Here is a 23,329-nt window from a genome sequence, read left to right as displayed (position 1 = left end):
CCAGTCACGTTCGTCTCGGCGTGGCGCACGGCAGCGCGCCACGAGCGGATATTGCAGGCGCGGATCAATGCCCGCCCCCATGCGCCGCCTCTGCGCCATGCGCAGCAGCCGGCATCGGCTTGCCCAGCACCACCCTCGCATCGCCTTCCGGCTTTGCCCGGTCGAGGCGCTCGACGAGCGTGCCGATATCGGCACGCATCGGGGCCATGAAGCTTTCGGGGTACACGCCCATCCACATCACCACCGCGGCGATCGGCACCAGCAGCAGAAGCTCACGCTTCGACAGGTCCGGCATCGCCTTCACGTCTTCCTTGGTGAGATCGCCATAGGCGACCCGGCGGTAGAGGTAGAGCATGTAGGCGGCGCCGAGGATGATGCCGGTGGTGCACACCAGAGCGACGATGCTCGACACCTCATAGGTGCCCATCAGCGAGAGGAACTCTCCGACGAAGCCGCTCGTCCCCGGCAGGCCGATCGAGGCCATGGTGAACAGCAGGAACAGCACCGCATATTTGGGCATGTTGATCGAAAGGCCGCCATAACGGTCGATCTCGCGGGTGTGCAGGCGATCATAGATCACGCCGACGCACAGGAAGAGCGCACCCGAGACCAGGCCATGGCTGAGCATCACGATCATCGCGCCTTCCAGCCCCTGCTGATTGAAGGCGAACAGGCCGATCGTGACGATCGCCATGTGAGCGACGGACGAATAGGCGATCAGCTTCTTCATGTCTTGCTGCACCAGCGCAACGAGGCTGGTGTAGACGACCGCCACCATCGAAAGGCCGAAGACCAGCCATACGAACTGCGCCGAGGCTTCCGGAAACATCGGCAGCGAGAAGCGGATGAAGCCATAACCGCCCATCTTCAGCAGCACACCCGCAAGAATCACCGAGCCTGCGGTCGGCGCCTCGACGTGCGCGTCGGGCAGCCAGGTGTGGACCGGCCACATCGGCATCTTCACCGCGAAGCTGGCGAAGAAGGCGAGCCACAGCCAGGTCTGCGCTTCCGGGCTGAAATCATAGTTCATCAGGTCGGGGATCGCGGTGGTGCCCGCCTCGCGCGTCATCCACAGCATCGCAACCAGCATCAGCACCGATCCGAGCAGCGTGTAGAGAAAGAATTTATAGCTGGCGTAGATCCGGCGCGCGCCGCCCCAGATGCCGATAATCAGGTACATCGGGATCAGGCCGGCTTCGAACATGATGTAGAACAGGAAGATATCCTGCGCCGTGAACACGCCGATCATCAGCGCTTCCATCAGCAGGAAAGCCGCCATGTATTCGGGCACGCGCTTGGTGACCGCCTGCCAGCTCGCGCCGATGCAGATCGGCATGAGGAAGACGGAAAGCATGATCAGCATCAGCGCGATGCCGTCGATACCCATCGCCCAGGCGAAGCGGCCGAACAGCGGCACATATTCGGTGAACTGCCATTGCGGCGCGCTCGCCGTCTGGTCGAAATTCACCCACAGCAAGATACCGAGGACGAAATCGACCAGGGTCGCGAGAAGCGCGATCCGCCGCGCATTGGCCGGGCTCGCATAGAGGCACGCGACCGCCGCCACCAGCGGCACCGCGAGCATCACCGTGAGGATGGGAAAACCGTTCATCGCACCATCATCCAGGTCGCGGCCGCGGCCAGGCCGAACAGCATCACGAGCGCATAAGTGTAGAGGTAGCCGGACTGCAGCTTCGCGGTCAGCTTGCCGCTTTGGACCACGACGGCGGAGATGCCGTCAGGTCCGAAACGATCGATCGTGCCCTGGTCGCCACGCTTCCAGAAGAAGCGGCCGAACGCGAAGGCAGGACGCACGAAGATGATGTTGTACAGCTCGTCGAAATACCATTTGTGCAGCAGGAAGTCGTAAAGACCACTGAACTGATGCACGAACTTCGCCGGGAAGTCGGTCCGACGGATATAGGCGTACCAAGCAATGGCAAGGCCGACCAGCATAACGATCGTCGAAGCCAGTTTCACCAGCATCGGCACCTCATGCATTTCGTGCATCAGATGGGTGTCGAACGCGATCGCTCCATTCCAGAACTCGACGCCATGTTCGGCATCCAGGAAGCTGTGATGGAAAGCGAAGCCGGCGAAGATCGCTCCCAGCGACAGGATGATCAGCGGGATCAGCATCACGATCGGGCTTTCATGGGGATGGTACCCCGCCGTGCCGGTCGCTGCATGCTCATGGTCATGGCCATGGGCGTGAGGATCATGGCCCGCATCCTCCGCTGCCGGCGCATCATCGTGGCCATGACCATGCGCATGGTCGTCATGACCATGGCCGTGCGCGTCGTGGACGGCGTGCTGGATATGCTCGCTGCCCGCCCAGCGCGGTGTGCCGAAGAAGGTCAGGAACACGAGGCGCCATGAGTAGAAGCTCGTCAGCAGCGCGGCGAAGACGCCGACGGCGAACGCCACCCGGCCGGTGCCGCCCGCGGCCCAGGCCACCTCAATGATCGCGTCCTTCGAATAGAAGCCGGCGAAACCGCCCAGCCCGACGATACCGACGCCGGTGATTGCGAGTGTACCCGCGGTCATCGCCCAGAAGGTGATCGGGATGTGTTTCCGCAGGCCGCCATAATAGCGCATGTCCTGCTCATGGTGCATCGCATGGATCACCGAGCCCGCACCCAGGAACAACAGCGCCTTGAAGAAGGCGTGCGTGAACAGGTGGAACATCGCCGCGCCATAGGCGCCGACGCCGGCGGCGAAGAACATGTAGCCGAGCTGCGAGCACGTCGAATAGGCGATCACGCGCTTGATGTCGGTCTGCGTCGTGCCGACGGTCGCGGCAAACAGCGCGGTCGCGGCACCCACCAGCGTCACGACGGTCAGCGCGGTGTGGCTCACCTCGAACATCGGCGAGAGGCGGCAGACCATGAAGACGCCCGCGGTGACCATCGTCGCCGCGTGGATCAGCGCCGACACCGGAGTCGGGCCTTCCATCGCGTCCGGCAACCAGGTGTGCAGGCCGAGCTGCGCCGACTTGCCCATCGCGCCGAGGAACAGCAGCAGGCAGAGCACCGTCATCAGGTCTGCGCGCAGACCGAAGGCGCCGATCGTGGCACCCGCCATCGAGGGGGCGGCGGCGAGGATATCGGGGATCGACGTCGTACCGAACACAAGGAAGGTACCGAAGATGCCAAGCATGAAGCCGAGATCGCCGACGCGATTGACGACGAACGCCTTGATCGCCGCAGCGTTCGCGCTGGGCTTGCGGAACCAGAAGCCGATGAGGAGGTAGGACGCGAGACCCACGCCTTCCCAGCCGAAGAACATCTGCACCAGGTTGTTCGCAGTCACGAGCATCAGCATCGCGAAGGTGAACAGCGACAGATAGGCGAAGAAGCGGGGCTGGTCGGGATCTTCCGACATATAGCCCCAGCTATAGAGGTGGACGAGCGCCGAGACGCTGGTGACCACCACTAGCATGACCGCGGTTAGCGTATCGACCCGAAGCGCCCAGGCGACGTCGAGATCGCCCGAACGGATGAAGTCGAGCACATGAACGACGATCGCCTCGCTGTGCCCGCCGACAAAGCCGATGAAGATCGGCCAGCTCAGCGCACAGGCGACGAACAGCGAACCAGTGGTGATCGCCTTGGCGACGGTGTTGCCGAGCGCGCGGTTGCCGAAGCCCGCCACGACCGCGGCAAGCAGCGGCAGGAAGACGATGAGTTTGATGGAAAGTTCGGTCACCGAATGATCACCCCTTCATCCGGCTGGGATCATCGACCGCGATCGTGCCGCGGCCACGGAAATAGATGACGAGGATCGCAAGGCCGATCGCCGCTTCGCCGGCGGCGACGGTCAGCACGAACATCGCGAACACCTGGCCCACCAGGTCACCCAGGAAGGCGCTGAACGCCACCAGGTTGATGTTCACGGAAAGCAGGATCAGCTCGATCGCCATCAGGATGATGATGATGTTCTTCCGGTTGAGGAAGATGCCGAGCACACCCATCACGAACAGGATGGCCGACACGCCGAGATAATGCTGGATGCCGATCACAGCTCCACCCCCTGCCCGACGGGCTGATTGATATTGCGGGTCGCGTCTTCCGGACGGCGACGGACCTGCTTGGTGATGTTCTGCGGACGGACGCCGCCGCGCGCGCGGTGGGTCAGCACGATCGCGCCGATCATCGCCACCAGCAGCACCAGGCCGGCCGCTTCGAAAATATAGAGATAGCGGCTGTAGAGCAGCTGCCCGATCGCCTGGATGTTCGGCACGACGGCCGCATCCGGGGTCGGCGCAGCACCCGCGCCGATCTCGATCGCGCCCGCCTTCCACACACCGAGGCCGAAGGCAATCTCGACCGCGAGGACGATCGCGAGCAGCAGGCCGATCGGCAGATACTTCGTGAAGCCGGCGCGCAGTTCAGCGAAGTCGACGTCGAGCATCATGACCACGAACAGGAACAGCACCGCGACCGCGCCGACATAGACGATGACGAGCAGCATCGCGATGAACTCGGCACCGATGATCAGCATCAGGCCGGCGGCATTGAAGAAGGCGAGGATCAGCCACAGCACGCTGTGAACCGGGTTGCGCGACGTAATCGTCATCGCCGCGGAGGCGATCACGACGGTCGCGAACACGTAAAAGGCAATTGCCTGGATCACTTGGAAAATGTCCCCTGGCTGCGGCGCTTAACGGTAGGGTGCATCGGCGGCAAGGTTAGCAGCGATCGCACGCTCCCACTTGTCACCGTTCTCGAGCAGCTTCGCCTTGTCGTAGAGAAGCTCCTCGCGGGTTTCGGTCGCGAACTCGAAATTCGGCCCTTCGACCACCGCATCCACCGGGCAGGCTTCCTGGCAGAAGCCGCAATAGATGCACTTGGTCATGTCGATGTCGTAGCGCGTCGTGCGACGCGATCCGTCCTCGCGGGGCTCTGCTTCGATCGTGATCGCCTGCGCCGGGCACACCGCCTCGCACAGCTTGCACGCGATGCAGCGTTCCTCGCCGTTGGGATAACGGCGCAGCGCATGCTCGCCGCGGAAGCGGGGCGAGAGCGGGTTCTTCTCGTACGGATAGTTGATCGTCGCCTTGGGCTTGAAGAAATACTTCAAGGTCAGCCAATGCGCCTTCACGAACTCCCAGAGCGTGAACGCTTTGATGAAGTGACCCAAACTGCTCATCGAACCGCCTCGCTGCGGAAAATTGTCATGTGCGTGGACATCAGACCATCCACCGCGTCAGCATCAGGTAGCCCGACACCAGGAACACCCAGAGGAGCGACAGCGGCAGGAAGATCTTCCAGCCCAGTCGCATCAACTGGTCGTAGCGGTAGCGCGGGACCGTTGCCTTCACCCATGAGAAGACGAAGAAGAAGAACAGGATCTTGGCGAACAGCCAGATGATCCCCGGAACGGCATAAAGCGGCGCCCAATCGACCGGCGGCAGCCAGCCGCCCCAGAACAGCGTCGCGTTGAGCGCGCACATCAGCAGCACGTTGCCATATTCGCCGAGCCAGAACAGCGCGAACGCCATCGACGAATATTCGGTCTGATAACCGGCGACGAGCTCGCTTTCCGCTTCGGTAAGGTCGAACGGCGCGCGCGCGGTTTCGGCCATCGCCGAGATCAGGAAGACAATGGCCATCGGGAACAGCAGCGGATTGAAGCCGAAGCCGTTGATGAAGCCGAAGATGTGCGCCTGCTGCGCCTCGACGATCGTCGACAGGTTGAACGAACCCGCCCACAGCACCACCGAGATCAGCACGAAGCCGATCGAGACTTCGTAGCTCACCATCTGCGCGGCCGCGCGCAGCGCCGAATAGAACGGATATTTCGAGTTGGACGCCCAGCCCGAGATGATCACGCCGTAGACGCCGATCGAGGAGATCGCGAGGATATAGAGCAGGGCGACGTTGATGTTCGCCAGCACCACCCCAGCCTGGAACGGGATCACCGCCCACGCGAGCAGCGCGACCGTGAAGAAGATGATCGGCGCCAGCAGGAACAGGCCCTTGTTCGCGGCGGTCGGGATGATGGTTTCCTGCAGGAACACCTTCAGGCCGTCCGCAAAGCTCTGCAGCAGGCCGAGCGGGCCGACCACGTTCGGCCCGCGGCGCAGCGCCATCGCCGCCCAGATCTTGCGGTCGGCATAGATGATCATCGCCACCGCCAGCATCAGCGGCAAAGCGATCAGCAGGATGCCGATCAAGGTGGAGACGAACCAGCCGAATCCGAAACCGAGGAAAGATTGGAACCAGGCGGTCATTCCGCGGCCTCCAGGAACTGCTCACCATGCAGCAGCTCGGCCGAGCAGCGCTGCATCGTCGGGCTGGCGCGGCCGATCGAGCCGGTCAGATAGAAATCCTTGATCGGATAGCCGGCGACGCCCGAGGGGCTGGCCGGCAGCGACGGCGGCGCCCACGGGAAGGTGACGAGACCTTCCTCGGCAAGCTCCGCATGCGCCGCGCCCATCTTCGCGCGCAGCGCGCCGAGCGTATCGAACGGCAGGGTCTTGCCGAGCACGTCCGAAAGCGCGCGGAAGATCGTCCAGTCCTCGCGCGCGTCGCCCGGTGGGAACACCGCGCGCTCGCCGCGCTGAACGCGCCCTTCCAGGTTCATCCAGGTGCCGCTCTTCTCGGTGTAGGCCGCACCCGGCAGGATCACGTCCGCCACATGTGCGCCCTTGTCGCCATGATGGCCGACATAGACCTTGAAGGACGAGCCGAAGGCGGTGAAATCCACCTCGTCAGCACCCAGCAGGAACAGCAGCTTCGGCGCCTGCGCGGCGACCGTGGCAATGCCGCCGGTCTGTGCATAGCCGAGCACCAGCCCCGCCATCCGGCTGGCCGAGAAGTGCAGAACGTTGAAGCCGTTCCAGCCATCACGCACGAGGTTGAACTGGCTCGCGAACGCCAGCGCCGCGCCATGCACGCCATCAAGCTTGAGCGCGCCGCCGCCGACGATGATCGCGGGACGCTCGGCCTTGCCGAACAGGTCGGCAACCGCCTGCGGCAGGCTGGTCAGCACGCTCATATCATCACCCAGCCACTCGACCTTGTAGGTGAGATCGACGGGGGTGCCGATGCCATAGACCTTGGCGCCCTTCTTGATCGCCTTGCGGATCCGGGTGTTCACCAGCGGCGCTTCCCAGCGCAGGTTGGAGCCCACGATCAGGATCGCATCGGCGGTCTCGATACCGGCGATGGTTGTGTTGAAGTTGACCGCCGAGAGGCTCGACACGTCATAGGCGAGACCAGTCTGACGGCCTTCTAGCAGATCCGAACCGAGCGAGGCGAGCAGCGCCTTGGCGGCGTACATCACCTCTGCCTCGACATAGTCTCCCGCGATCGCGGCGACGCTCGAACCGGCGTTTACGGCGGCGATCGCCTTGAAAGCCTCTTCCCAGGTCGCCGGCGCCAACTTGCCGTCGGCACCGCGCACGAACGGACGGTCGAGCCGCTTGCGGACAAGGCCGTCGACCGCGTGGCGGGTCTTATCGCTCGCCCACTCCTCGTTGACATCGTCATTGACGCGCGGGAGCACGCGAAGAACCTGGCGGCCGCGGCTGTCGATACGGATGTTGGTGCCGACCGCGTCCATGACGTCGATCGACGGCGTCTTGCGCAGTTCCCACGGACGCGCCTCGAACGCATAGGGCTTCGAGGTGAGCGCGCCGACCGGGCACAGATCGACGACATTGCCCGACAACTCGGACGTGACAGCCTTCTCCATATAGGAGGTGATCTGCATGTTCTCGCCGCGATAGACCGCGCCGATTTCCTCGACGCCGGCCACTTCCTCGGCGAAGCGCACGCAGCGCGTGCACTGGATGCAGCGGGTCATCACCGTCTTGACGATGGGACCCATATACTTCTCTGTAACCGCCCGCTTGTTCTCGTCGTAGCGGCTATGGCCCTTGCCATAGGCGACCGACTGGTCCTGCAGGTCGCACTCGCCGCCCTGATCGCAGATCGGGCAGTCGAGCGGGTGGTTGATGAGAAGGAATTCCATCACGCCTTCGCGCGCCTTCTTGACCATCGGGCTGTCCGTACGGACCTCCTGATTGTCGGCGGCGGGCAGCGCGCACGACGCCTGCGGCTTCGGCGGCCCCGGCTTCACCTCGACAAGGCACATGCGGCAGTTGCCGGCGATCGACAGCCGCTCATGATAACAGAAACGGGGAATTTCCTTGCCCGCGGCCTCGCAGGCCTGGAGCACGGTGGCGCCGGCCGGGACTTCGACCTCGATGCCATCGACTTTGAGCTTAGGCATTCACGGCCTCGTCGAACAGAAATACGGACTGGTTGATCACTCGGCCGCCTCCATCATCGGCGCCGGCCCGCGCTTGTCGGCGATGCGGCGTTCGATTTCGGGGCGGAAGTGGCGGATGAGGCCCTGGATCGGCCACGCAGCGGCGTCGCCGAGCGCGCAAATGGTGTGGCCCTCAACCTGCTTGGTCACCTCGAACAAGGTGTCGATCTCGCTCGCGTCGGCGTCGCCGGTGCGCAGCCGTTCCATTACGCGCCACATCCAGCCGGTGCCCTCGCGGCACGGTGTGCACTGGCCGCAGCTCTCATGCTTGTAGAAATAGCTGATGCGGCTGATCGCGCGGACGACGTCGGTCGACTTGTCCATGACGATGATCGCGGCGGTGCCGAGGCCGGAGCCCAGCGCCTTGAGGCCGTCGAAATCCATCGGCGCGTCCATGATCTGCGCGGCGGGCACCAGCGGCACCGAAGAACCGCCCGGGATCACCGCCAGCAGATTGTCCCACCCGCCGCGGATGCCGCCGGCATGCTTCTCGATCAGTTCGCGGAACGGGATCGACATCGCCTCTTCGACAACGCACGGCTTGTTCACATGGCCGGAGATCTGGAACAGCTTGGTGCCGGCATTGTTCTCATTGCCGAAGCCCTTGAACCAGGGCGCCCCGCGGCGGAGGATCGTCGGCGTGACCGCGATGCTCTCCACATTGTTCACCGTGGTCGGGCAGCCATAAAGGCCGGCACCCGCCGGGAACGGCGGCTTCAGGCGCGGCTGGCCCTTCTTGCCCTCGAGGCTTTCCAGCATCGCCGTTTCTTCGCCGCAGATATAGGCGCCGGCGCCGCGATGGACGAACACGTCGAAATCATAGCCGGAGCCCGACGCGTTCTTGCCGATGAAGCCGCGGTCATACGCCTCGGCGACTGCGGCGAACAGGGTCTCGGCCTCGCGGATGAACTCGCCGCGGATATAGATGTAGGCAGCGCGCGCGCGCATCGCATAGCCCGCGATCAACGCGCCCTCGATCAGCTTGTGCGGATCGTGGCGGATGATCTCGCGGTCCTTGCACGAACCCGGCTCGGACTCGTCCGCGTTGATGACGAGGAAGTTCGGCCGACCGTCGCGCGGTTCCTTGGGCATGAAGCTCCACTTCATGCCGGTCGGGAAGCCCGCGCCGCCGCGACCGCGCAAGCCCGACGCCTTGATCTCGTCGATGATCGCGTCCTGGCCGCGCGCCATCAGCGCCTTGGTATCGTCCCAGTCGCCGCGCTTGATCGCCGCGTCGACATTCCACGGCTGGAAACCGTAGAGATTGGTGAAGATCCGATCCTTGTCGGCGAGCATTTACCAGCCCCCCCGATAGTCATGATTCTCGGAGACCATCTCCGTGAGGGTGGTCGGGCCGCCTTCGGGGCAGCTCGTCTGGCGGCCGTTCTGCGGGCCCGCCTTGGGCGAACCGCCGGCCGCGAGCGCGTCGAGGATCGCGGTCATGCTGTCATAATCCAGGTCTTCGAAATTATCGTCGTTGATCTGGACCATCGGCGCGTTGGTGCACGCGCCCAGGCACTCGACCTCGGTCAAGGTGAACAGGCCATCCGGCGTGGTCTTGCCCTTGGCGAGGCCGCGATTCTTGCAAGCCGACATTACGTCGTCCGACCCACGCAGCATGCACGGCGTCGTGCCGCAGACCTGCACATGATAGCGGCCGACCGGCGCCAGATTGTACATCGTGTAGAAGGTCGCGACCTCGAACGCGCGGATATAGGGCATGTCGAGCTGCGCCGCGACGAACTCAATCACGGGAACCGGAAGCCAGCCCTGCGTGTTCGTTTCGGCACCCACCTGACGCTGCGCGAGATCAAGCAGCGGCATCAGCGCGGACGCCTGCCGGCCCTCGGGGTAGCGGGCGATAACGGTCTTCGCCTGGGCGGCGTTTTCGGGCGTCCACTGGAACGCGCCCCAGCGCGCGCGCGTTTCCGCCTCGTCCGGAATATGAGCTGCGTCGGCCAATTAACGCTCCGATGCCTGAAAATAGGGGGTCGCCATCACCGGTCGCACTCCCCGAACACGATATCCATCGCACCCAGCACCGCGGTGGTGTCCGCCAGCATGTGGCCCTTCATCAGGAAGTCCATCGCCTGCAGGTGGCTGAACGCGGTCGGGCGGATCTTGCAGCGGTACGGCTTGTTGCTGCCGTCCGACACCAGATACACGCCGAACTCACCCTTGGGGCTTTCGGTCGCGACATAGACTTCGCCCGCGGGGACGTGGAAGCCTTCGGTGTAGAGCTTGAAGTGGTGGATCAGCGCTTCCATCGAGCGCTTCATCTCACCGCGCTTCGGCGGCACAACCTTACGATCGAAGCTGGCGATCGGCCCGTCGGGCATCTCGGCCAGGCACTGCTTCATGATCCGCGCGGATTGACGAACCTCCTCCACGCGCACCATGAAGCGATCATAGCAATCGCCGCTGGTGCCGACGGGAACGTCGAAGTCCATCTTCGCATAGACGTCGTAAGGCTGCGACTTGCGGATGTCCCAGGGGATGCCGGAACCGCGGATCATCGGGCCGGAGAAGCCCCACTTCAGCGCGTCTTCCTTGCTCACCACGGCGATGTCGACGTTGCGCTGCTTGAAGATGCGGTTGTCGGCCACCAGGCTGATCGCATCCTCGAACAGGCGCGGCAGGCGCGTGTCGAGCCAGTCGCCGATGTCGGCGAGCAGCTTGAGCGGCGCATCCTGGTGCACGCCGCCGGGACGGAACCACGCCGAGTGCATGCGTGCGCCGGAAACGCGCTCGAAAAAGTTGAGGCAGTCCTCGCGGATCTCGAACAGCCACAGGTTCGGCGTCATCGCACCCACGTCCATCACATGGCTGCCCAGGTTGAGCATGTGATTGGAGATGCGGGTCAACTCGGCGAAGAAGGTGCGCAGATATTGCGCACGCAGCGGCACTTCCAGGTCGAGCAGCTTCTCGACTGCGAGGACATAGCTGTGCTCCATGCCGAGCGGCGAACAATAGTCCAGCCGGTCGAAATAGGGCAGCGCCTGTAGATAAGTCTTGTACTCGATCAGTTTCTCGGTGCCGCGATGGAGCAGCCCGACATGCGGGTCGCACCGCTCGACGATCTCGCCGTCCAGCTCCATTACCAGGCGCAGCACGCCGTGCGCGGCAGGGTGCTGCGGGCCGAAATTGATCGTGTAGTTCTGGATCTCGACATCGCCCGGCGTCGGATCCGCCGCCGTGACATGTGCTTCCAGCTCTTCGAGATGGCTCGCCATCACTGGTCACCCTTGGGCTTGATCACCGTCTTCGGCTCGTCGCCATCGTCGCCGGGCTTGCCTTCGCCCGATTCGTTGGCGGCGATTGTGTTGGCGGGCTCGCCCGCACCGGTGTCTCTCTTTTCGTCGGTCGTCTTCGGCGTGCCCGGGGGAAGCGCCTTCGGCGTCTCCGCGGCGTCGGCCTTCGCGATCTCGTCTGCCTTCAGCGGAGTCGGCGCACCTTTGGCTTCCGGCAGCTTGGCCTTCTCGTCGCCGGGCAGCACATATTCCGCGCCTTCCCATGGCGAGGTGAAGTCGAAGGTACGGAAATCCTGCGCCAGCTTCACCGGCTCATAGACGACGCGCTTCTCTTCCTCGGAATAGCGCAGCTCGACATAGCCGGTCAGCGGGAAGTCCTTGCGCTGCGGATGACCACGAAAGCCATAGTCGGTGAGGATGCGGCGCAGGTCCGAATTGCCTTCGAACAGCACGCCGTACATGTCGTACACCTCACGCTCGAGCCAGCCGGCGACCGGCCAGATCGCAGTGACGGACGGCACCGGCTTCTCCTCGTCGGTCATCACCTTCACGCGGACGCGATGGTTCTTGGTGACCGACAACAAGTGGTAGCAGACCTCGAACCGCTCCGCGCGATCCGGATAGTCGACGCCGGCGATCTCCATCAGCTGCTGATACTGCAGCGCCGGATCGTCACGCAGCGCGATCATCGCGTCGAAAAGCGCAGTACGCTCGACGACGAGCGAGATCTCACCGACCAGATCATAGGCATCGATCAGCGCCGCGCCGATCGCGGCACGGGCGGCATCGATTACGCCGTCATTGGGCGCGTGGACGGGGGCGGGACTGTTGCTCACCGTTCGATCGTCCCTGCGCGGCGGATCTTCCGCTGCAATTGCATGATGCCGTAGAGCAAGGCCTCGGCGGTCGGCGGGCAACCGGGCACGTAGATATCGACCGGCACGATGCGGTCGCAACCGCGTACGACGCTGTAGCTATAGTGATAATAGCCGCCACCGTTGGCGCAGCTGCCCATCGAGATGACGTATTTCGGCTCCGACATCTGGTCGTAAACCCGGCGAAGCGCAGGCGCCATCTTGTTGCACAGCGTGCCGGCAACGATCATCACGTCCGACTGGCGCGGCGACGCGCGCGGCGCGGCACCGAAACGCTCCATGTCGTAACGCGGCATGTTCACGTGGATCATCTCGACCGCGCAGCAGGCGAGGCCGAAAGTCATCCACCACAGCGAGCCGGTGCGGGCCCATTGGAACAGCTCTTCGGTCGAGGTGACGAGGAAACCCTTGTCACCCAATTCCGCGTTCAAATCCTGGAAAAAGGCGGGATCGGGATCCGTGCCGGGAGCCACCGGCATACGGGTCTGGGGCGTCAATTCTACTCCCATTCGAGCGCCCCCTTCTTCCAGGCGTAAATGTAGCCGAGCACCAACTCGGCAAGGAAAATCATCATGGCAATCCAACCGGCCCAGCCGATCCCGCCATCCGCTTCCTTGCCCAGCGAGACCGCCCACGGGAAAAGAAAGGCAGCTTCGAGGTCGAAGATGATGAACAGGATGGCAACGAGATAGAAGCGAACGTCGAACTGGCTGCGCGAGTCCTCGAACGCGGGGAAGCCGCACTCATATTCGGTCAGCTTTTCCGGAGAAGGCTTGTGTGCGCCGGTGAACCGCGCGGCGATCATCGGCAGGAACACGAAGGCCGTCGAGAGCAGCAGGGCGACGCCAAGGAACAATAAGATAGGCAGATATCCAGCGGCGACGGACGCCATGCGACTTTCTCCGGAATATACCGCTGGCCCGCGGCTTTTTCGGAGCCGGCTTTAGGACTGCTGCACGTGCGAAGCAAGGCTTCGGGATGTGAGAATGACTCGCAAAACCGCGCTAAATCGCGGGCTTTTGCTCAGGCGCCGATATGCCGTTTGAACGACGCCATCAGGCGGATCCATTCCTCGACACTGTCTGCCAGATTGTCGCGCGCAACGCCGCCCTTGGCAAGATTAACATCCATTTCAATCACAGCTTTGCCTGCCGGATCCAGATAGGCGCGAGCGAACCGGTTGGACGCGTTCCAGCCGTTGAGCGCTTCCAGCGTCGCACCCGCGGCATCATAATCGGCATAAAATTGCACGGTGGAGCAATCGCGATTCTCCGTGCATCCCATAAGGATGACGGCAAAAGCGGAGCCTGCCGCGCTGCTGAAGATGTGCGGCATGCCATTCTGCTCGGGCGCCACATCGGCTTTGAAACCCTGGCCGGTCAGCAACGCGGCCAGCGTGTCCAGTTCGGCACCGACGTTGCGCTCCCCGGACGGCCGCGCCGGAGCCGATGGCGCAGTTTTCGGTTCGAACGGATCGGATTGGGCGCCAGCCGAATGCGACATCAGCAGCAGTGCCAATGCGCATGGCGTCGCGATGAAATACGCGTGCGACCGCCTCATGGCGCCTCTCCGTTTTATTCTGTTTCCAGCATGCCCCCGCCGGCCGGCAATTACAACGCCGCCGGTGGCCGATGGTCAGCGCAGGCCCTTCAGCGCGCCACCGACCAGCTTGTGCAATTTGGAATGCAGGCTGTCGTTCGCCGCAAGCAGCTCGCGCCGGTCGATCGGGCGGTCTCCGCCGCGATAATCGGTCACGAAGCCGCCGGCTTCGCGGACGAGCAGGATACCAGCCGCCGCGTCCCACGGCTTGAGATGGCTTTCCCAGAACCCGTCGAACCGGCCTGCGGCAACCCAGGCGAGGTCGAGCGCGGCCGAGCCCAGCCGGCGGATGCCCGCCACTTCCGGGGCGATCGCGGCGAAGATCGCGCTCCACGTCTTGAAGTCGCCATGGCCGAGGAAGGGGATGCCTGTGGCAATCAGCGAATCGGCAAGATCACGACGCGCGGAAACACGCAGGCGGCGATCCTGCAGCCAGGCACCACGGCCCTTTTCCGCCCAGAAGCTCTCATCGGTCAGCGGCTGATAGACGAGACCGTGGGTGATCTCGGGCTTGCCGCCGGCGCCGCGCGGATCCTCGACCGCGATCGCGATCGAGAAATGCGGGATGCCGTGCAGGAAGTTGCTGGTGCCGTCGAGTGGATCGATGATCCAGCGGGGCTTGTCGGGATCACCTTCGATCTCGCCGCCTTCCTCGAGCAGGAAGCCCCAATCGGGCCGCGCCTTCTTGAGCTCTTCATAGAGCGTCTGTTCGGCCTGCTTGTCGGCCATCGACACAAAGTCCGCCGGCCCCTTGCGCGAGACCTGGAGGTTCTGGACCTCGTTGAAGTCACGCCGCAATCGCGGCGCCGCCTTGCGCGCCGCACGCTCCATGATGGTCAGAAGGCCGGAATGCGAAACCATGGGTATTTTCCTTGACCCTGCCTTCCCTCCCGCTTGCGGGAGGGGTCGGGGGAGGGCGTGTCAGTGAGTTGAAGGGGCGGCGGACAGGCCCTCCCCTAACCCCTCCCGCAAGCGGGAGGGGGATCTATCAGTCGGCCCGCTTGACGTAGGTCTGCTCGTAGACGTCCACGACGATGCGAGTGCCGGCCGAAATATGCGGCGGCACCATCACCCGCACGCCATTGTCGAGCACGGCAGGCTTGTAGCTGGAAGACGCGGTCTGGCCCTTCACGACGGCGTCGGCCTCGACGATGGTCGCTTCGATCTGGTCGGGCAGCTGCACGCTGATCGGGCGCTCGTCATAAAGCTCCATCACCACGTCCATGCCATCCTGCAGGAAGGCCGCGGCATCGCCCAGGATGCCCTTGTCGAGCGTGACCTGGTCGTAATTGTCCTTGTCCATGAAGGTCAGCTGATCGCCGTCGGCGAACAGGAACTGGAAATCCTTGGTGTCGAGACGCACGCGCTCCACCGTCTCGGCCGAGCGGAAACGGACATTGTTCTTGCGTCCGTCGATCAGATTCTTCAGCTCCACCTGCATGTAGGCGCCACCCTTGCCGGGCTGGGTGTGCTGGATCTTCACGGCGCGCCACAGCCCGCCCTCATATTCGATGATGTTGCCGGGACGAATGTCCACGCCGCTGATCTTCATGTTCGTCTCACGATGTTGAAAAGAGCCGGGTGCGGCCTTTACTCTTCGGCGCCGTCAACAGCAAGCATGGTGACCGCGGGGGAAAACGGGCCCTGCGCCAGCCATTCGGTCGCTTCTGTCCAATATCCCGTCACCCGAATCGCGTATTGCAACCGCAACGAGGGCTGCCCGTTGAGGCGGCGATCATGGATCATCGGAGCGCATAATGTCGGAGTGTGAGAAGGGGCGCGAGTCGCGTCCGGGTGAGAAATCGGTACGCGGTTCGGTGCCCGTGCGCCGCCCGCCGCCGGCGGCGGGCCTGTTCGGAAAGCTTTGCCCGGCCGAACCGGCGCCGCGCCGCGACTGCCGCGCGCTGCCGACCACCGCCGAATTTCAGGCGCGCTTCGTGGCCGCCGCCACCCGCATCCCGGCCCCGCGGCCGCAGGCCTGATCTTCAGGCGGCGGCGCTCAGCCAAGCGCCGCCGCGAACGCCTGCACTGCCGCCGCCTCGCCTTCAGGCGCATTCCATACTGCGCCGCTCACCGCGAGGAAGTCGGCACCGGCCGCGACCAGCGGCGGCGCATTGACCGGGGTGATGCCGCCGATCGCGACGCAGGGCAGTTCGAACAAAGTCGTCCACCAGCTCAGGATCGACAGTTCGGGACGATGCTTCGTTTCCTTGGTGGTCGTCGGATAGAAGGCGCCGAACGCGACATAATCGGCACCCGCCTCCCCTGCCGCCATGGCGAGATGTCGGCTGTCATGGCAGGTGACGCCGATCTGCACGTCGGGCCCCAGCATCTGCCGCGCCTCGCGCGGATCGCCATCATCCTGCCCCAGGTGGACGCCGTCCGCGCCCAGCCGCTTCGCCAGCGCCGCGCTGTCGTTGACGATGAACGCCACCTCGCGCGCGGCGCAGATCTTCTGCAGCGGCTCCGCCAGCCGCGCCGCCTGATGCTGGTCGACGCCCTTCACCCGGAACTGGAACGCCGCGACCGGCGCGGCATCAAGCGCACGCGCCAACCGGTCGGCGAAATCGCCCGAAACATCGGTCGGCGAGATCAGATAGAGCTGGCAGCGCGGCCGCCGGTCGTCACGCTCGAAGCGATCGGCAAAGCCGGGGTCGAGCCTGAGTTCGTCCTCGATCGCCGGCAGGTCGCCCTCGCCCGCATCGGTTCCGTTCTGCATGCCACACTCCCTTGCGCTGATCCGCGCCCCTTCCCCCGCCACGCGGCGGCGGTCAAGCCGGCGCCGGTTGCCCGCGTGTGCCGGCACGCTACACCGCCGCCATGGCCTATCTCTACCTGCTGATCGCGATCGTTGCCGAGGTGACGGCGACTTCCTTCCTCAAGCAATCCGCCGGCTTCTCGCGGCTGGTGCCTTCGGTCATCACGATCGCGGGCTATGGCGTGGCCTTCTACTGCCTGTCGCTCACCTTGCGCGATGTGCCGACGGGCATCGCCTACGCGCTCTGGTCAGGCATCGGCATCGTGCTGATCGCCACGGTCGCGTGGATCTTTCAGGGCCAGAGGCTCGACGCGCCGGCGATCATCGGCATGGGCCTGATCATCGCCGGCGTGGTGGTGATGAACCTGTTCTCGAAGGCGGCCGCGCACTGACCTGCGGCGCGTGCCGCGCAGGTCATTGCGCCATGATCGCTGCCTGCTGGATCGCGACCTGATCGAACTGCTGCCGCACGGGCGCCAGCAGACCGGCCATGCCGAACACTGCCTGCGGCGTTCGCGCCTTGCGCAAGCCGGCGGCTTTCAGCCGGATGTCGGCGGCAAAGCGCTCGGCGATGGCGAAGGCTTCGCGCTGGGACGCGGTAACGGCAATCGCCTTCGCCAGAATCTTGCCAGCATCATCCGAGACATGGTCACGTGCCTGCTGCTCCTCCAGGTCGGCCAGTTCCGTAACCACCCTGCCCCTGCCGCGCGCCGCGATCCGATCGAGTTCCGCCGCGAACCGCTCGAGATCGGCGGGCAGGGAGCCATCGGTCTGCGCCTTCGCGATTCTTTCGGCCGCGAGGATCACCCGGCTGCCGATCGCGAAGAAGGTTCTTTCGATCAGAAGCGTATCATATTCCGCCCGATCGGGTGCGGCCGTAGCCAGAAAGGCGTTGGTCAGGGTCGTCTGCGTGTCGTAGATCAACCGGGCCGCGACGAAGATCTCCTTCGTCCCCGCCTCGGCCGCTTTCGCATTGCCCGCGATCATCGCCGCAGCCACGCCGTCCATCGTGTCGACCAGGCTGTCGAACTGCGTCAGCAGGGTGAGCGTCTGCGCCACCAGAGCGTCTGGCTGAATATCCGCATCGAGCTCGAGCGCGCTGACATCCGGTCGATCGAGCGCCTTCAGGTCGGCAATGGACGTAGCGATACGCGCCTTTACCCCAGCCAGCGCCGGGCGCAGCAATTTTCCGGCAACGGCGGGGGAAGAAGTGCGGCTCATCTCCTGCCACTTGCCCTGCATTCCGCGGAGCCCGCTGATCGCGGGATCGATCGCCTTGTTCAGGCGCAGCAGCCACGCGCCGTAGGCGGCAACGCCACTGTGCGATGCCTCCACGGCGGCCGCCGCCTCCGCCTCGGAGATGACCGCCGCATCGCCCTGCCGCATTTGCGCCACTGCGGGCTGGGCAATCACGCACGCCAGCGCCGCGGCGCATAACCGCATTCGCTTCATAAAGAAAAACCCCCGTTCGCGCCGAGTCGGCGCACCCCGGGGGTCGTTCTGGCCGATCAGGCGGCCGCAGTCGAGCGGGCGGCGACGCGGACGCGCCGCCCGCGCCGAACTTATTCCTCGCCCTTGTAGATGCGGACGAGCTTGTCGAGCATCGCCAGCGCTTCGCCGCGCTCGCGCTGAAAGGTGTTGCGGCCGATGATCGAGCCGTTGCCGCCACCGTCGCGAATGTCGATCGCGTCCTGGTAGACCGCGTCGGCACCCTTGGCAGCACCGCCCGAGAAGACCACGATGCGGCGGCCGGCGAAGCAGCTCTGCACGACATGCGCGACGCGCTTCGCCTGGGTGGAGCCGTCGAAGCCCTCATAGGCCTTCTTGGCATCCTTCTGCTCGATATGGTCGGTCGGCAGCTTCACCTTGATGATGTGCGCGCCAAGCAAGGCCGCCATGTGCGCGGCATAGGCGCCAACGTCGAGCGCCAGCTCGCCGCTCTTGGGCAGCACGCCGCCGCGCGGGTATGACCAGATCACGGTGGCGATGCCGACCGACTTGGCCTCCGCCGACATTTCCTTGATCTCTTCCATCATGTCGAACACGTCGTCGGCGCCCGGATAGATGGTGAAGCCGATTGCCGAGCAGCCGAGGCGCAGCGCGTCGTCGACGCCGCCGGTCACCGCCTGGTTGATGCCGGTGGCCCAGCTGTTGGAGCTGTTGACCTTGAGGATCGTCGGGATCTGGCCCGCGAAGGTCGCGGCGCCCGCTTCGAGCATGCCGAGCGGCGCGGCATAGGCCGACAGGCCGGCGTCGATCGCGAGCTGGAAATGGTAATGCGGGTCGTAGGCCGGCGCATTGACCGAGAAGCTGCGCGCCGGGCCGTGCTCGAAGCCCTGATCCACCGGCAGGATGATCAGCTTGCCGGTGCCGCCCAGTTTGCCCTGCATCAGGATGCGGGCGAGGTTGGCCTTCACGCCGGGATTGTCGGACTCGTAATTCGCGAGAATGGCCTTAACCGTCGGCGTCATCGGAATCCCCTGTGTTGCTTGTGTCTGCGTCGGGCCTGATAGCCACGCCGTTGCTGCGCCGCAACAGGGGCGGCAGCCACAGCTTTCCCAGGGCCTAACCCAGATCACAGAAGACGAGGCACGCGCCGGGGCGCTGACCGCGGCCCGCCATTATGGCGATCGAGCTAGGCCTAAAGCAACTTGTCCAGCGTGATCGGCAGTTCCCTGATCCGTTTTCCCGTCGCATTGAAGATCGCGTTGGCGATGGCGGCTGCGGTGCCGGTAATGCCGATCTCGCCGATGCCGCGGGCGCCTAGCGGGGTGTGCGGATCGGGTTCGTCGGTCCAGATCACGTCGATCTCCGGCACGTCGAGATGCACCGGCACATGATATTCGGCGAGGCTGGGGTTCATGATCCGGCCACTGCGTTCGTCGAATTCCGTGGCCTCGGTCAGCGCCAGCCCGATGCCCATGATGATGCCGCCGCGGAACTGGCTGGCCGCAGTCTTGGGGTTGAGGATACGGCCGCAATCGAAGGAGCCGAGGAAGCGCCGGACGCGCACCTCGCCGGTGATCGCGTTCACCCCCACCTCGGCGAATTGCGCAGCGGTCGAGTGCATCGAATATTTCATCAGCTCCAGCGGCATCGGCGCGGCTTCCTCTGCCTCGACCGAAGGGCGCTGCGCGCGTGCGAGGATCGAGGCATAGGTTTCGAAGCGCGTTGCGTCCCCGGCATAGGCGAGCCCGCCATCGCGCGCGACCACCTCATCGGGCTTGAGGCCGGCGAGCGGGCTGTCATTCCCGGCAAGCTTGAGCAGTTCGGCGATTACCGCTTCCGCAGCCGCGATCACCGCCGCCAGCGTCGCGGCGGTCTGCGAGGAGCCGCCGGCCGTTGCGCCCGCGGGCAGGCCGCTCTCGCCATATTCGAAGGTCACATCCTCCAGCGCGAGGCCGAGCCGGTCGGCGACATGTTGCGCCTGGACGGTCGCGGTGCCCATGCCCATCTCGTGCGCGGCGGTGGAGACGGTCGCGGTGCCGTCCGCATCCAGCCGCAGCCGTGCGGCGTTGCCCGGCATCCGGTAATAGGGATAGGTGCCGGTGGCGACGCCCATGCCGATCAGCCATTCGCCCTCGCGCCGGCTGCCGGGGACCGGATTGCGCTTGTCCCAGCCGAAACGGGCCGCGCCATCGGCATAGGCCTTCAACAGATGCCGTGCTGAGAACGCGTTGCCGCTGGTCGGATCCTTTTCCGGCTCGATCCGGCGGCGAAGCTCGATCGGGTCCACGCCGAGCTCGAACGCCAACTCATCCAGCGCGGATTCGAGCGCGAAGGTGCCGACCGATTCCCCCGGCGCGCGCATGAAGGTGTTGGCCAGCATGTCGAGTTCGGTGATCTTCTGCTCCAGCCGGAAGCTCTCCGCCGCGTAGAGGTGCCGCGCCGGGAAGGTGAATTGCTCGGGGCAGTCGTTGTTCGCAGTCATCGCGACGGTGCCGCCATGGATCAGTGCCGACAGCGTGCCGTCTAGGTTAGCGCCGAGCGCGACGCGCTGCTCGGTCAAGGTTCGCCCGCCGATCAGCCGATAGACCCCTTCCCGGCTGAGCACGAGCCTCACCGGGCGACCGGCCAGCTTCGATGCCGCCGCTGCCAGGATCTGGTGCGTCCAGAGACCCTTGCCGCCGAAACCGCCGCCGACAAAGGGGGAGCTGACCCGCACCTGCTCCGGCTGGAGCCCGAAGATTTCGGCGACATTGGCGGCGGTCGGGCTGATCATCTGCGTGGCATCATGCAGGATCAGCGTCTCGTCCTCCCATCGCACCGTCGCGGCGTGGAGTTCGATCGCATTATGGTTGTGGCGCGGGGTGCGATAAACCTGATCGACCCTGACCGCCGACGCCGCGAGCGCTGCCTCCGCATCGCCAATCTCGAGCACCGGCGCCTCGCCGAGAATCGAGGCGGGATGCCTGGCCTGCGGTTTCGCGGCGCCGAAGGCGGTGTTCGCCGGCTCCGCATCATAGGTTACATCAACCAGGCTGGCGGCATGGTCCGCCTGTTCGGGCGTTTCGGCAAGCACGACCGCCACGGCCTCGCCGTTCCAGTGGATCGACGCGTCCTGCATCACCGGCAGGTTGCTGCCGGAAACGCCGGAGCCTTCCATGAAGGCCTTGGGCCGGTTGAGCCGCGGCGCGTTCTTGTACGTCATCACCAACGCGACGCCGGGCGCCGCCTCTGCGATGCTCGTGTCGATCGTCGCAATCCGGCCGCGTGCGATGCGGGAATGGACGATGGCGGCATGCAGCACCCCCTCCATTTCCACTTCCGCGGCAAAGCGCGCCTGCCCCTGAACCTTGAGGGTGCCGTCGAGCCGCGAGACCGGCGCACCGACATGGCCGTGCTGCGCGCGCAGCGGAGCGGGCGTGGTGCCGGGCAGCAGGGCATCCGGCACATAGCGCAGCGCGACCTTCATGATGTCCATCATCGTCATGCTGCGTCTCCCGCCAGGCCGGCCAGCACGGCCGCGATCGTTCGCTTCGCCAGATCGATCTTGAAAGCGTTGTGGGCGAGCGGCACCGCCTGCCCGAGCTCCGCATCCGCTGCCGCCTCGAACAGGGCGGGCGAGGCCTTCTCGCCGCGCAGACGCGCTTCCGCCGCAGTCGCGCGCCAGGGTTTGTGCGCGACGCCGCCCAGCGCCAGGCGCGCGTCGCGGATCCTGCCGTCGGCATCGAGATCGAGCGCGGCGGCAACCGAGACCAGCGCGAAGGCGTAGCTCGCGCGATCGCGCACCTTGCGATAGGCGGAACGCGTCGCGAAGGGCAGCGGCGGCACTTCGATCGCGGTGATCAGTTCGCCGGGCCGCAACACGGTTTCCTGATCCGGCGTGTTCCCGGGCAAGCGATGAAAATCACCGAAAGCCAGGCTGCGCACGCCGTCCGTCCCATCGAGATGCACCGTGGCATCGAGCGCGGCCAGCGCCACGCACATGTCCGAAGGATGCGTCGCCACGCAAGCCGACGATGCACCAAGGATTGCGTTCATTCGATTGAAGCCCTCGATCGCATCACACCCCGCGCCGGCCGCGCGTTTGTTGCAGGCCGCGGCCTCGTCATAGAAATAGAGGCAGCGGGTGCGCTGGAGAATGTTGCCGCCCACCGTCGCCATATTGCGTATCTGGGCCGAGGCGCCGGCGAGGATCGCGCGGGCGATCAAGGGATAGCGCGTGCGCACGCGACGATCGCCGACGACCGCGCTGTTCTTCGCTGCTGCGCCGATCAGCAGCCCGCCATCGGGCGTATCAGCGATATCAGCGGAGAGGCCGGAAACGTCGATGAGCCGGTCCGGTGTCTCGATACCCTCGCGCATCAGGTCGACGAGATTGGTGCCGCCGCCGAGATATTTGGAACCGGCAAGCGCACCCTTGCGGATCGCGGCGGCAGGATCGGCGGCACGGTCATAGACAAACGGGGTCATGCCACCGGCTCCGCATGCGGCCGGGCGTAGGTTTCGGCGATGGCGGCGACGATGCCGTTATAGGCGCCGCAACGGCAGAGATTGCCGCTCATCCGCTCGCGCAGCTCGTCATGGTCGAGCGGGATCGTCTCAGCGGAAAGATCCGGCGTGACATTGCTCGGCAGGCCACGCGCCACTTCCCCGGCCATCGCGACCGCAGAGCAGAGCTGGCCGGGGGTGCAATACCCGCACTGGAAACCGTCATGGCCGATGAAGGCACGCTGCAGCGGATGCAGTCCCTCGCGGTCGGCAAGACCCTCGACCGAGACGATGCTCCGCCCCTGATACTGGATCGCGAGCGCGAGGCAGCCATTGATGCGTTCGCCATCCACCAGCAATGTGCACGCCCCGCACGCTCCCTGATTGCATCCCTTCTTGGCCCCGGTCAGCCCGAGATGGTCGCGCAACAGGTCGAGCAGCGAGGTCCGGGGATCGACCTCGATGTCGACCGCCTCGCCATTGATGGTGAACTGCATGGAATCTGCCTCCGCCATGAGGGACGCCGGCTGATGGCGCCGGAGGGAGAAACACCGATCATGGGAATTGGCTCCGCAGATCCGGTTGAGTCGTCGACACGTTGTCGAGCAGATTTGCGCAAGCATCTGCGACCA

Annotated in this window: 25 protein-coding genes; 2 read left to right on the top strand and 23 right to left on the bottom strand. The window is 64.9% G+C overall.

Features of this window, described 5'->3' with window-relative positions; all coding sequences use genetic code 11:
* Window positions 1–64: 64 nt before the first annotated feature.
* From FHS96_RS11320 to FHS96_RS11240, 17 genes are all read right to left on the bottom strand, one after another.
* Complete coding sequence (locus tag FHS96_RS11320; RefSeq protein WP_429590932.1) at window positions 65–1,612, bottom strand: NADH-quinone oxidoreductase subunit M; 1,548 nt, start codon at window positions 1,610–1,612, stop codon at window positions 65–67.
* Entirely contained in the window at window positions 1,609–3,708 is a 2,100-nt protein-coding gene (gene nuoL, locus FHS96_RS11315; protein ID WP_429590929.1) for an NADH-quinone oxidoreductase subunit L, read from the bottom strand. The genes FHS96_RS11320 and nuoL overlap by 4 nt, the downstream gene beginning before the upstream one ends.
* A gap of 7 nt (window positions 3,709–3,715) precedes the next feature.
* On the bottom strand, window positions 3,716–4,021 hold the full coding sequence (gene nuoK / locus FHS96_RS11310) for an NADH-quinone oxidoreductase subunit NuoK (RefSeq protein ID WP_025294479.1): 306 nt from the start codon (window positions 4,019–4,021) through the stop codon (window positions 3,716–3,718).
* Window positions 4,018–4,635 (bottom strand): NADH-quinone oxidoreductase subunit J, encoded by a 618-nt coding sequence (locus FHS96_RS11305; RefSeq protein ID WP_429590926.1) that lies wholly within the window; start codon window positions 4,633–4,635, stop codon window positions 4,018–4,020. The genes nuoK and FHS96_RS11305 overlap by 4 nt, the downstream gene beginning before the upstream one ends.
* Window positions 4,636–4,662: 27 nt before the next feature.
* The gene (gene nuoI / locus FHS96_RS11300) at window positions 4,663–5,151 is read right to left on the bottom strand and encodes an NADH-quinone oxidoreductase subunit NuoI (protein WP_429590923.1); all 489 of its coding nucleotides are present in this window, start codon (window positions 5,149–5,151) and stop codon (window positions 4,663–4,665) included.
* Between the two features lie 40 nt (window positions 5,152–5,191).
* Window positions 5,192–6,235 (bottom strand): NADH-quinone oxidoreductase subunit NuoH, encoded by a 1,044-nt coding sequence (nuoH, locus tag FHS96_RS11295; RefSeq protein WP_429590920.1) that lies wholly within the window; start codon window positions 6,233–6,235, stop codon window positions 5,192–5,194.
* Complete coding sequence (gene nuoG, locus FHS96_RS11290) at window positions 6,232–8,241, bottom strand: NADH-quinone oxidoreductase subunit NuoG (protein ID WP_429590917.1); 2,010 nt, start codon at window positions 8,239–8,241, stop codon at window positions 6,232–6,234. The genes nuoH and nuoG overlap by 4 nt, the downstream gene beginning before the upstream one ends.
* Before the next feature lie 36 nt (window positions 8,242–8,277).
* Entirely contained in the window at window positions 8,278–9,576 is a 1,299-nt protein-coding gene (nuoF, locus tag FHS96_RS11285) for an NADH-quinone oxidoreductase subunit NuoF (protein WP_429590915.1), read from the bottom strand.
* Window positions 9,577–10,242: an NADH-quinone oxidoreductase subunit NuoE gene (nuoE, locus tag FHS96_RS11280; RefSeq protein WP_429590912.1), complete on the bottom strand. Its 666-nt coding sequence runs from the start codon at window positions 10,240–10,242 to the stop codon at window positions 9,577–9,579.
* Between the two features lie 35 nt (window positions 10,243–10,277).
* The gene (locus FHS96_RS11275; protein ID WP_429590909.1) at window positions 10,278–11,513 is read right to left on the bottom strand and encodes an NADH-quinone oxidoreductase subunit D; all 1,236 of its coding nucleotides are present in this window, start codon (window positions 11,511–11,513) and stop codon (window positions 10,278–10,280) included.
* Complete coding sequence (locus FHS96_RS11270) at window positions 11,513–12,367, bottom strand: NADH-quinone oxidoreductase subunit C (protein WP_429590906.1); 855 nt, start codon at window positions 12,365–12,367, stop codon at window positions 11,513–11,515. The genes FHS96_RS11275 and FHS96_RS11270 overlap by 1 nt, the downstream gene beginning before the upstream one ends.
* Window positions 12,364–12,915: a NuoB/complex I 20 kDa subunit family protein gene (locus FHS96_RS11265; protein WP_429590903.1), complete on the bottom strand. Its 552-nt coding sequence runs from the start codon at window positions 12,913–12,915 to the stop codon at window positions 12,364–12,366. Before FHS96_RS11265 ends, FHS96_RS11270 begins: the two co-directional genes overlap by 4 nt.
* On the bottom strand, window positions 12,906–13,298 hold the full coding sequence (gene ndhC, locus FHS96_RS11260; protein WP_025294491.1) for an NADH-quinone oxidoreductase subunit A: 393 nt from the start codon (window positions 13,296–13,298) through the stop codon (window positions 12,906–12,908). Before ndhC ends, FHS96_RS11265 begins: the two co-directional genes overlap by 10 nt.
* A 131-nt stretch (window positions 13,299–13,429) precedes the next feature.
* On the bottom strand, window positions 13,430–13,924 hold the full coding sequence (locus FHS96_RS11255) for a YbjN domain-containing protein (RefSeq protein WP_429590900.1): 495 nt from the start codon (window positions 13,922–13,924) through the stop codon (window positions 13,430–13,432).
* Between the two features lie 117 nt (window positions 13,925–14,041).
* Window positions 14,042–14,866, bottom strand: a complete 825-nt coding sequence (locus FHS96_RS11250; protein ID WP_429590897.1) for an inositol monophosphatase family protein — start codon at window positions 14,864–14,866, stop codon at window positions 14,042–14,044.
* Window positions 14,867–14,993: 127 nt separating this feature from the next.
* Complete coding sequence (gene efp, locus FHS96_RS11245) at window positions 14,994–15,557, bottom strand: elongation factor P (RefSeq protein WP_429590894.1); 564 nt, start codon at window positions 15,555–15,557, stop codon at window positions 14,994–14,996.
* Window positions 15,558–15,595: 38 nt separating this feature from the next.
* On the bottom strand, window positions 15,596–15,751 hold the full coding sequence (locus FHS96_RS11240) for a hypothetical protein (RefSeq protein ID WP_429590891.1): 156 nt from the start codon (window positions 15,749–15,751) through the stop codon (window positions 15,596–15,598).
* Between the two features lie 11 nt (window positions 15,752–15,762).
* Between FHS96_RS11240 and FHS96_RS11235 the strand changes: the two genes are divergently transcribed.
* Complete coding sequence (locus FHS96_RS11235) at window positions 15,763–15,987, top strand: hypothetical protein (protein ID WP_429590889.1); 225 nt, start codon at window positions 15,763–15,765, stop codon at window positions 15,985–15,987.
* 17 nt (window positions 15,988–16,004) lie between these two features.
* Here the strand turns inward: FHS96_RS11235 and thiE are convergent, their stop codons facing one another.
* A complete protein-coding gene (thiE, locus tag FHS96_RS11230; protein WP_429590886.1) occupies window positions 16,005–16,724 on the bottom strand; it encodes a thiamine phosphate synthase in 720 nt (239 codons plus the stop codon).
* Between the two features lie 101 nt (window positions 16,725–16,825).
* Between thiE and FHS96_RS11225 the strand changes: the two genes are divergently transcribed.
* A complete protein-coding gene (locus FHS96_RS11225; RefSeq protein ID WP_429591774.1) occupies window positions 16,826–17,155 on the top strand; it encodes an SMR family transporter in 330 nt (109 codons plus the stop codon).
* Window positions 17,156–17,177: 22 nt separating this feature from the next.
* Here FHS96_RS11225 and FHS96_RS11220 read toward each other — a convergent pair whose 3' ends face one another.
* The 5 genes from FHS96_RS11220 to FHS96_RS11200 form a co-directional block, all read right to left on the bottom strand.
* Window positions 17,178–18,206 carry a hypothetical protein gene (locus FHS96_RS11220; RefSeq protein ID WP_429590883.1) on the bottom strand — a complete coding sequence of 343 codons (1,029 nt, stop codon included), beginning with the start codon at window positions 18,204–18,206 and terminating at the stop codon, window positions 17,178–17,180.
* A 119-nt stretch (window positions 18,207–18,325) separates the two neighbouring features.
* Window positions 18,326–19,234, bottom strand: a complete 909-nt coding sequence (locus FHS96_RS11215) for a class I fructose-bisphosphate aldolase (RefSeq protein ID WP_429590880.1) — start codon at window positions 19,232–19,234, stop codon at window positions 18,326–18,328.
* 170 nt (window positions 19,235–19,404) lie between these two features.
* Window positions 19,405–21,696, bottom strand: a complete 2,292-nt coding sequence (locus FHS96_RS11210; protein WP_429590877.1) for a xanthine dehydrogenase family protein molybdopterin-binding subunit — start codon at window positions 21,694–21,696, stop codon at window positions 19,405–19,407.
* Window positions 21,693–22,679, bottom strand: coding sequence for an FAD binding domain-containing protein (locus FHS96_RS11205; RefSeq protein ID WP_429590874.1), 987 nt, complete (start codon window positions 22,677–22,679; stop codon window positions 21,693–21,695). Before FHS96_RS11205 ends, FHS96_RS11210 begins: the two co-directional genes overlap by 4 nt.
* Window positions 22,676–23,194 carry a 2Fe-2S iron-sulfur cluster-binding protein gene (locus tag FHS96_RS11200; protein WP_429590871.1) on the bottom strand — a complete coding sequence of 173 codons (519 nt, stop codon included), beginning with the start codon at window positions 23,192–23,194 and terminating at the stop codon, window positions 22,676–22,678. Before FHS96_RS11200 ends, FHS96_RS11205 begins: the two co-directional genes overlap by 4 nt.
* Between the last annotated feature and the right edge of the window lie 135 nt (window positions 23,195–23,329).

Origin of the sequence: Sphingomonas zeicaulis (assembly GCF_050433225.1) — a bacterium.
Classification (GTDB): domain Bacteria; phylum Pseudomonadota; class Alphaproteobacteria; order Sphingomonadales; family Sphingomonadaceae; genus Sphingomonas_D; species Sphingomonas_D zeicaulis.
The sequence above is the reverse complement of the archived record's forward strand: the minus strand, read 5'-3'. Positions and strand labels throughout refer to the sequence as shown.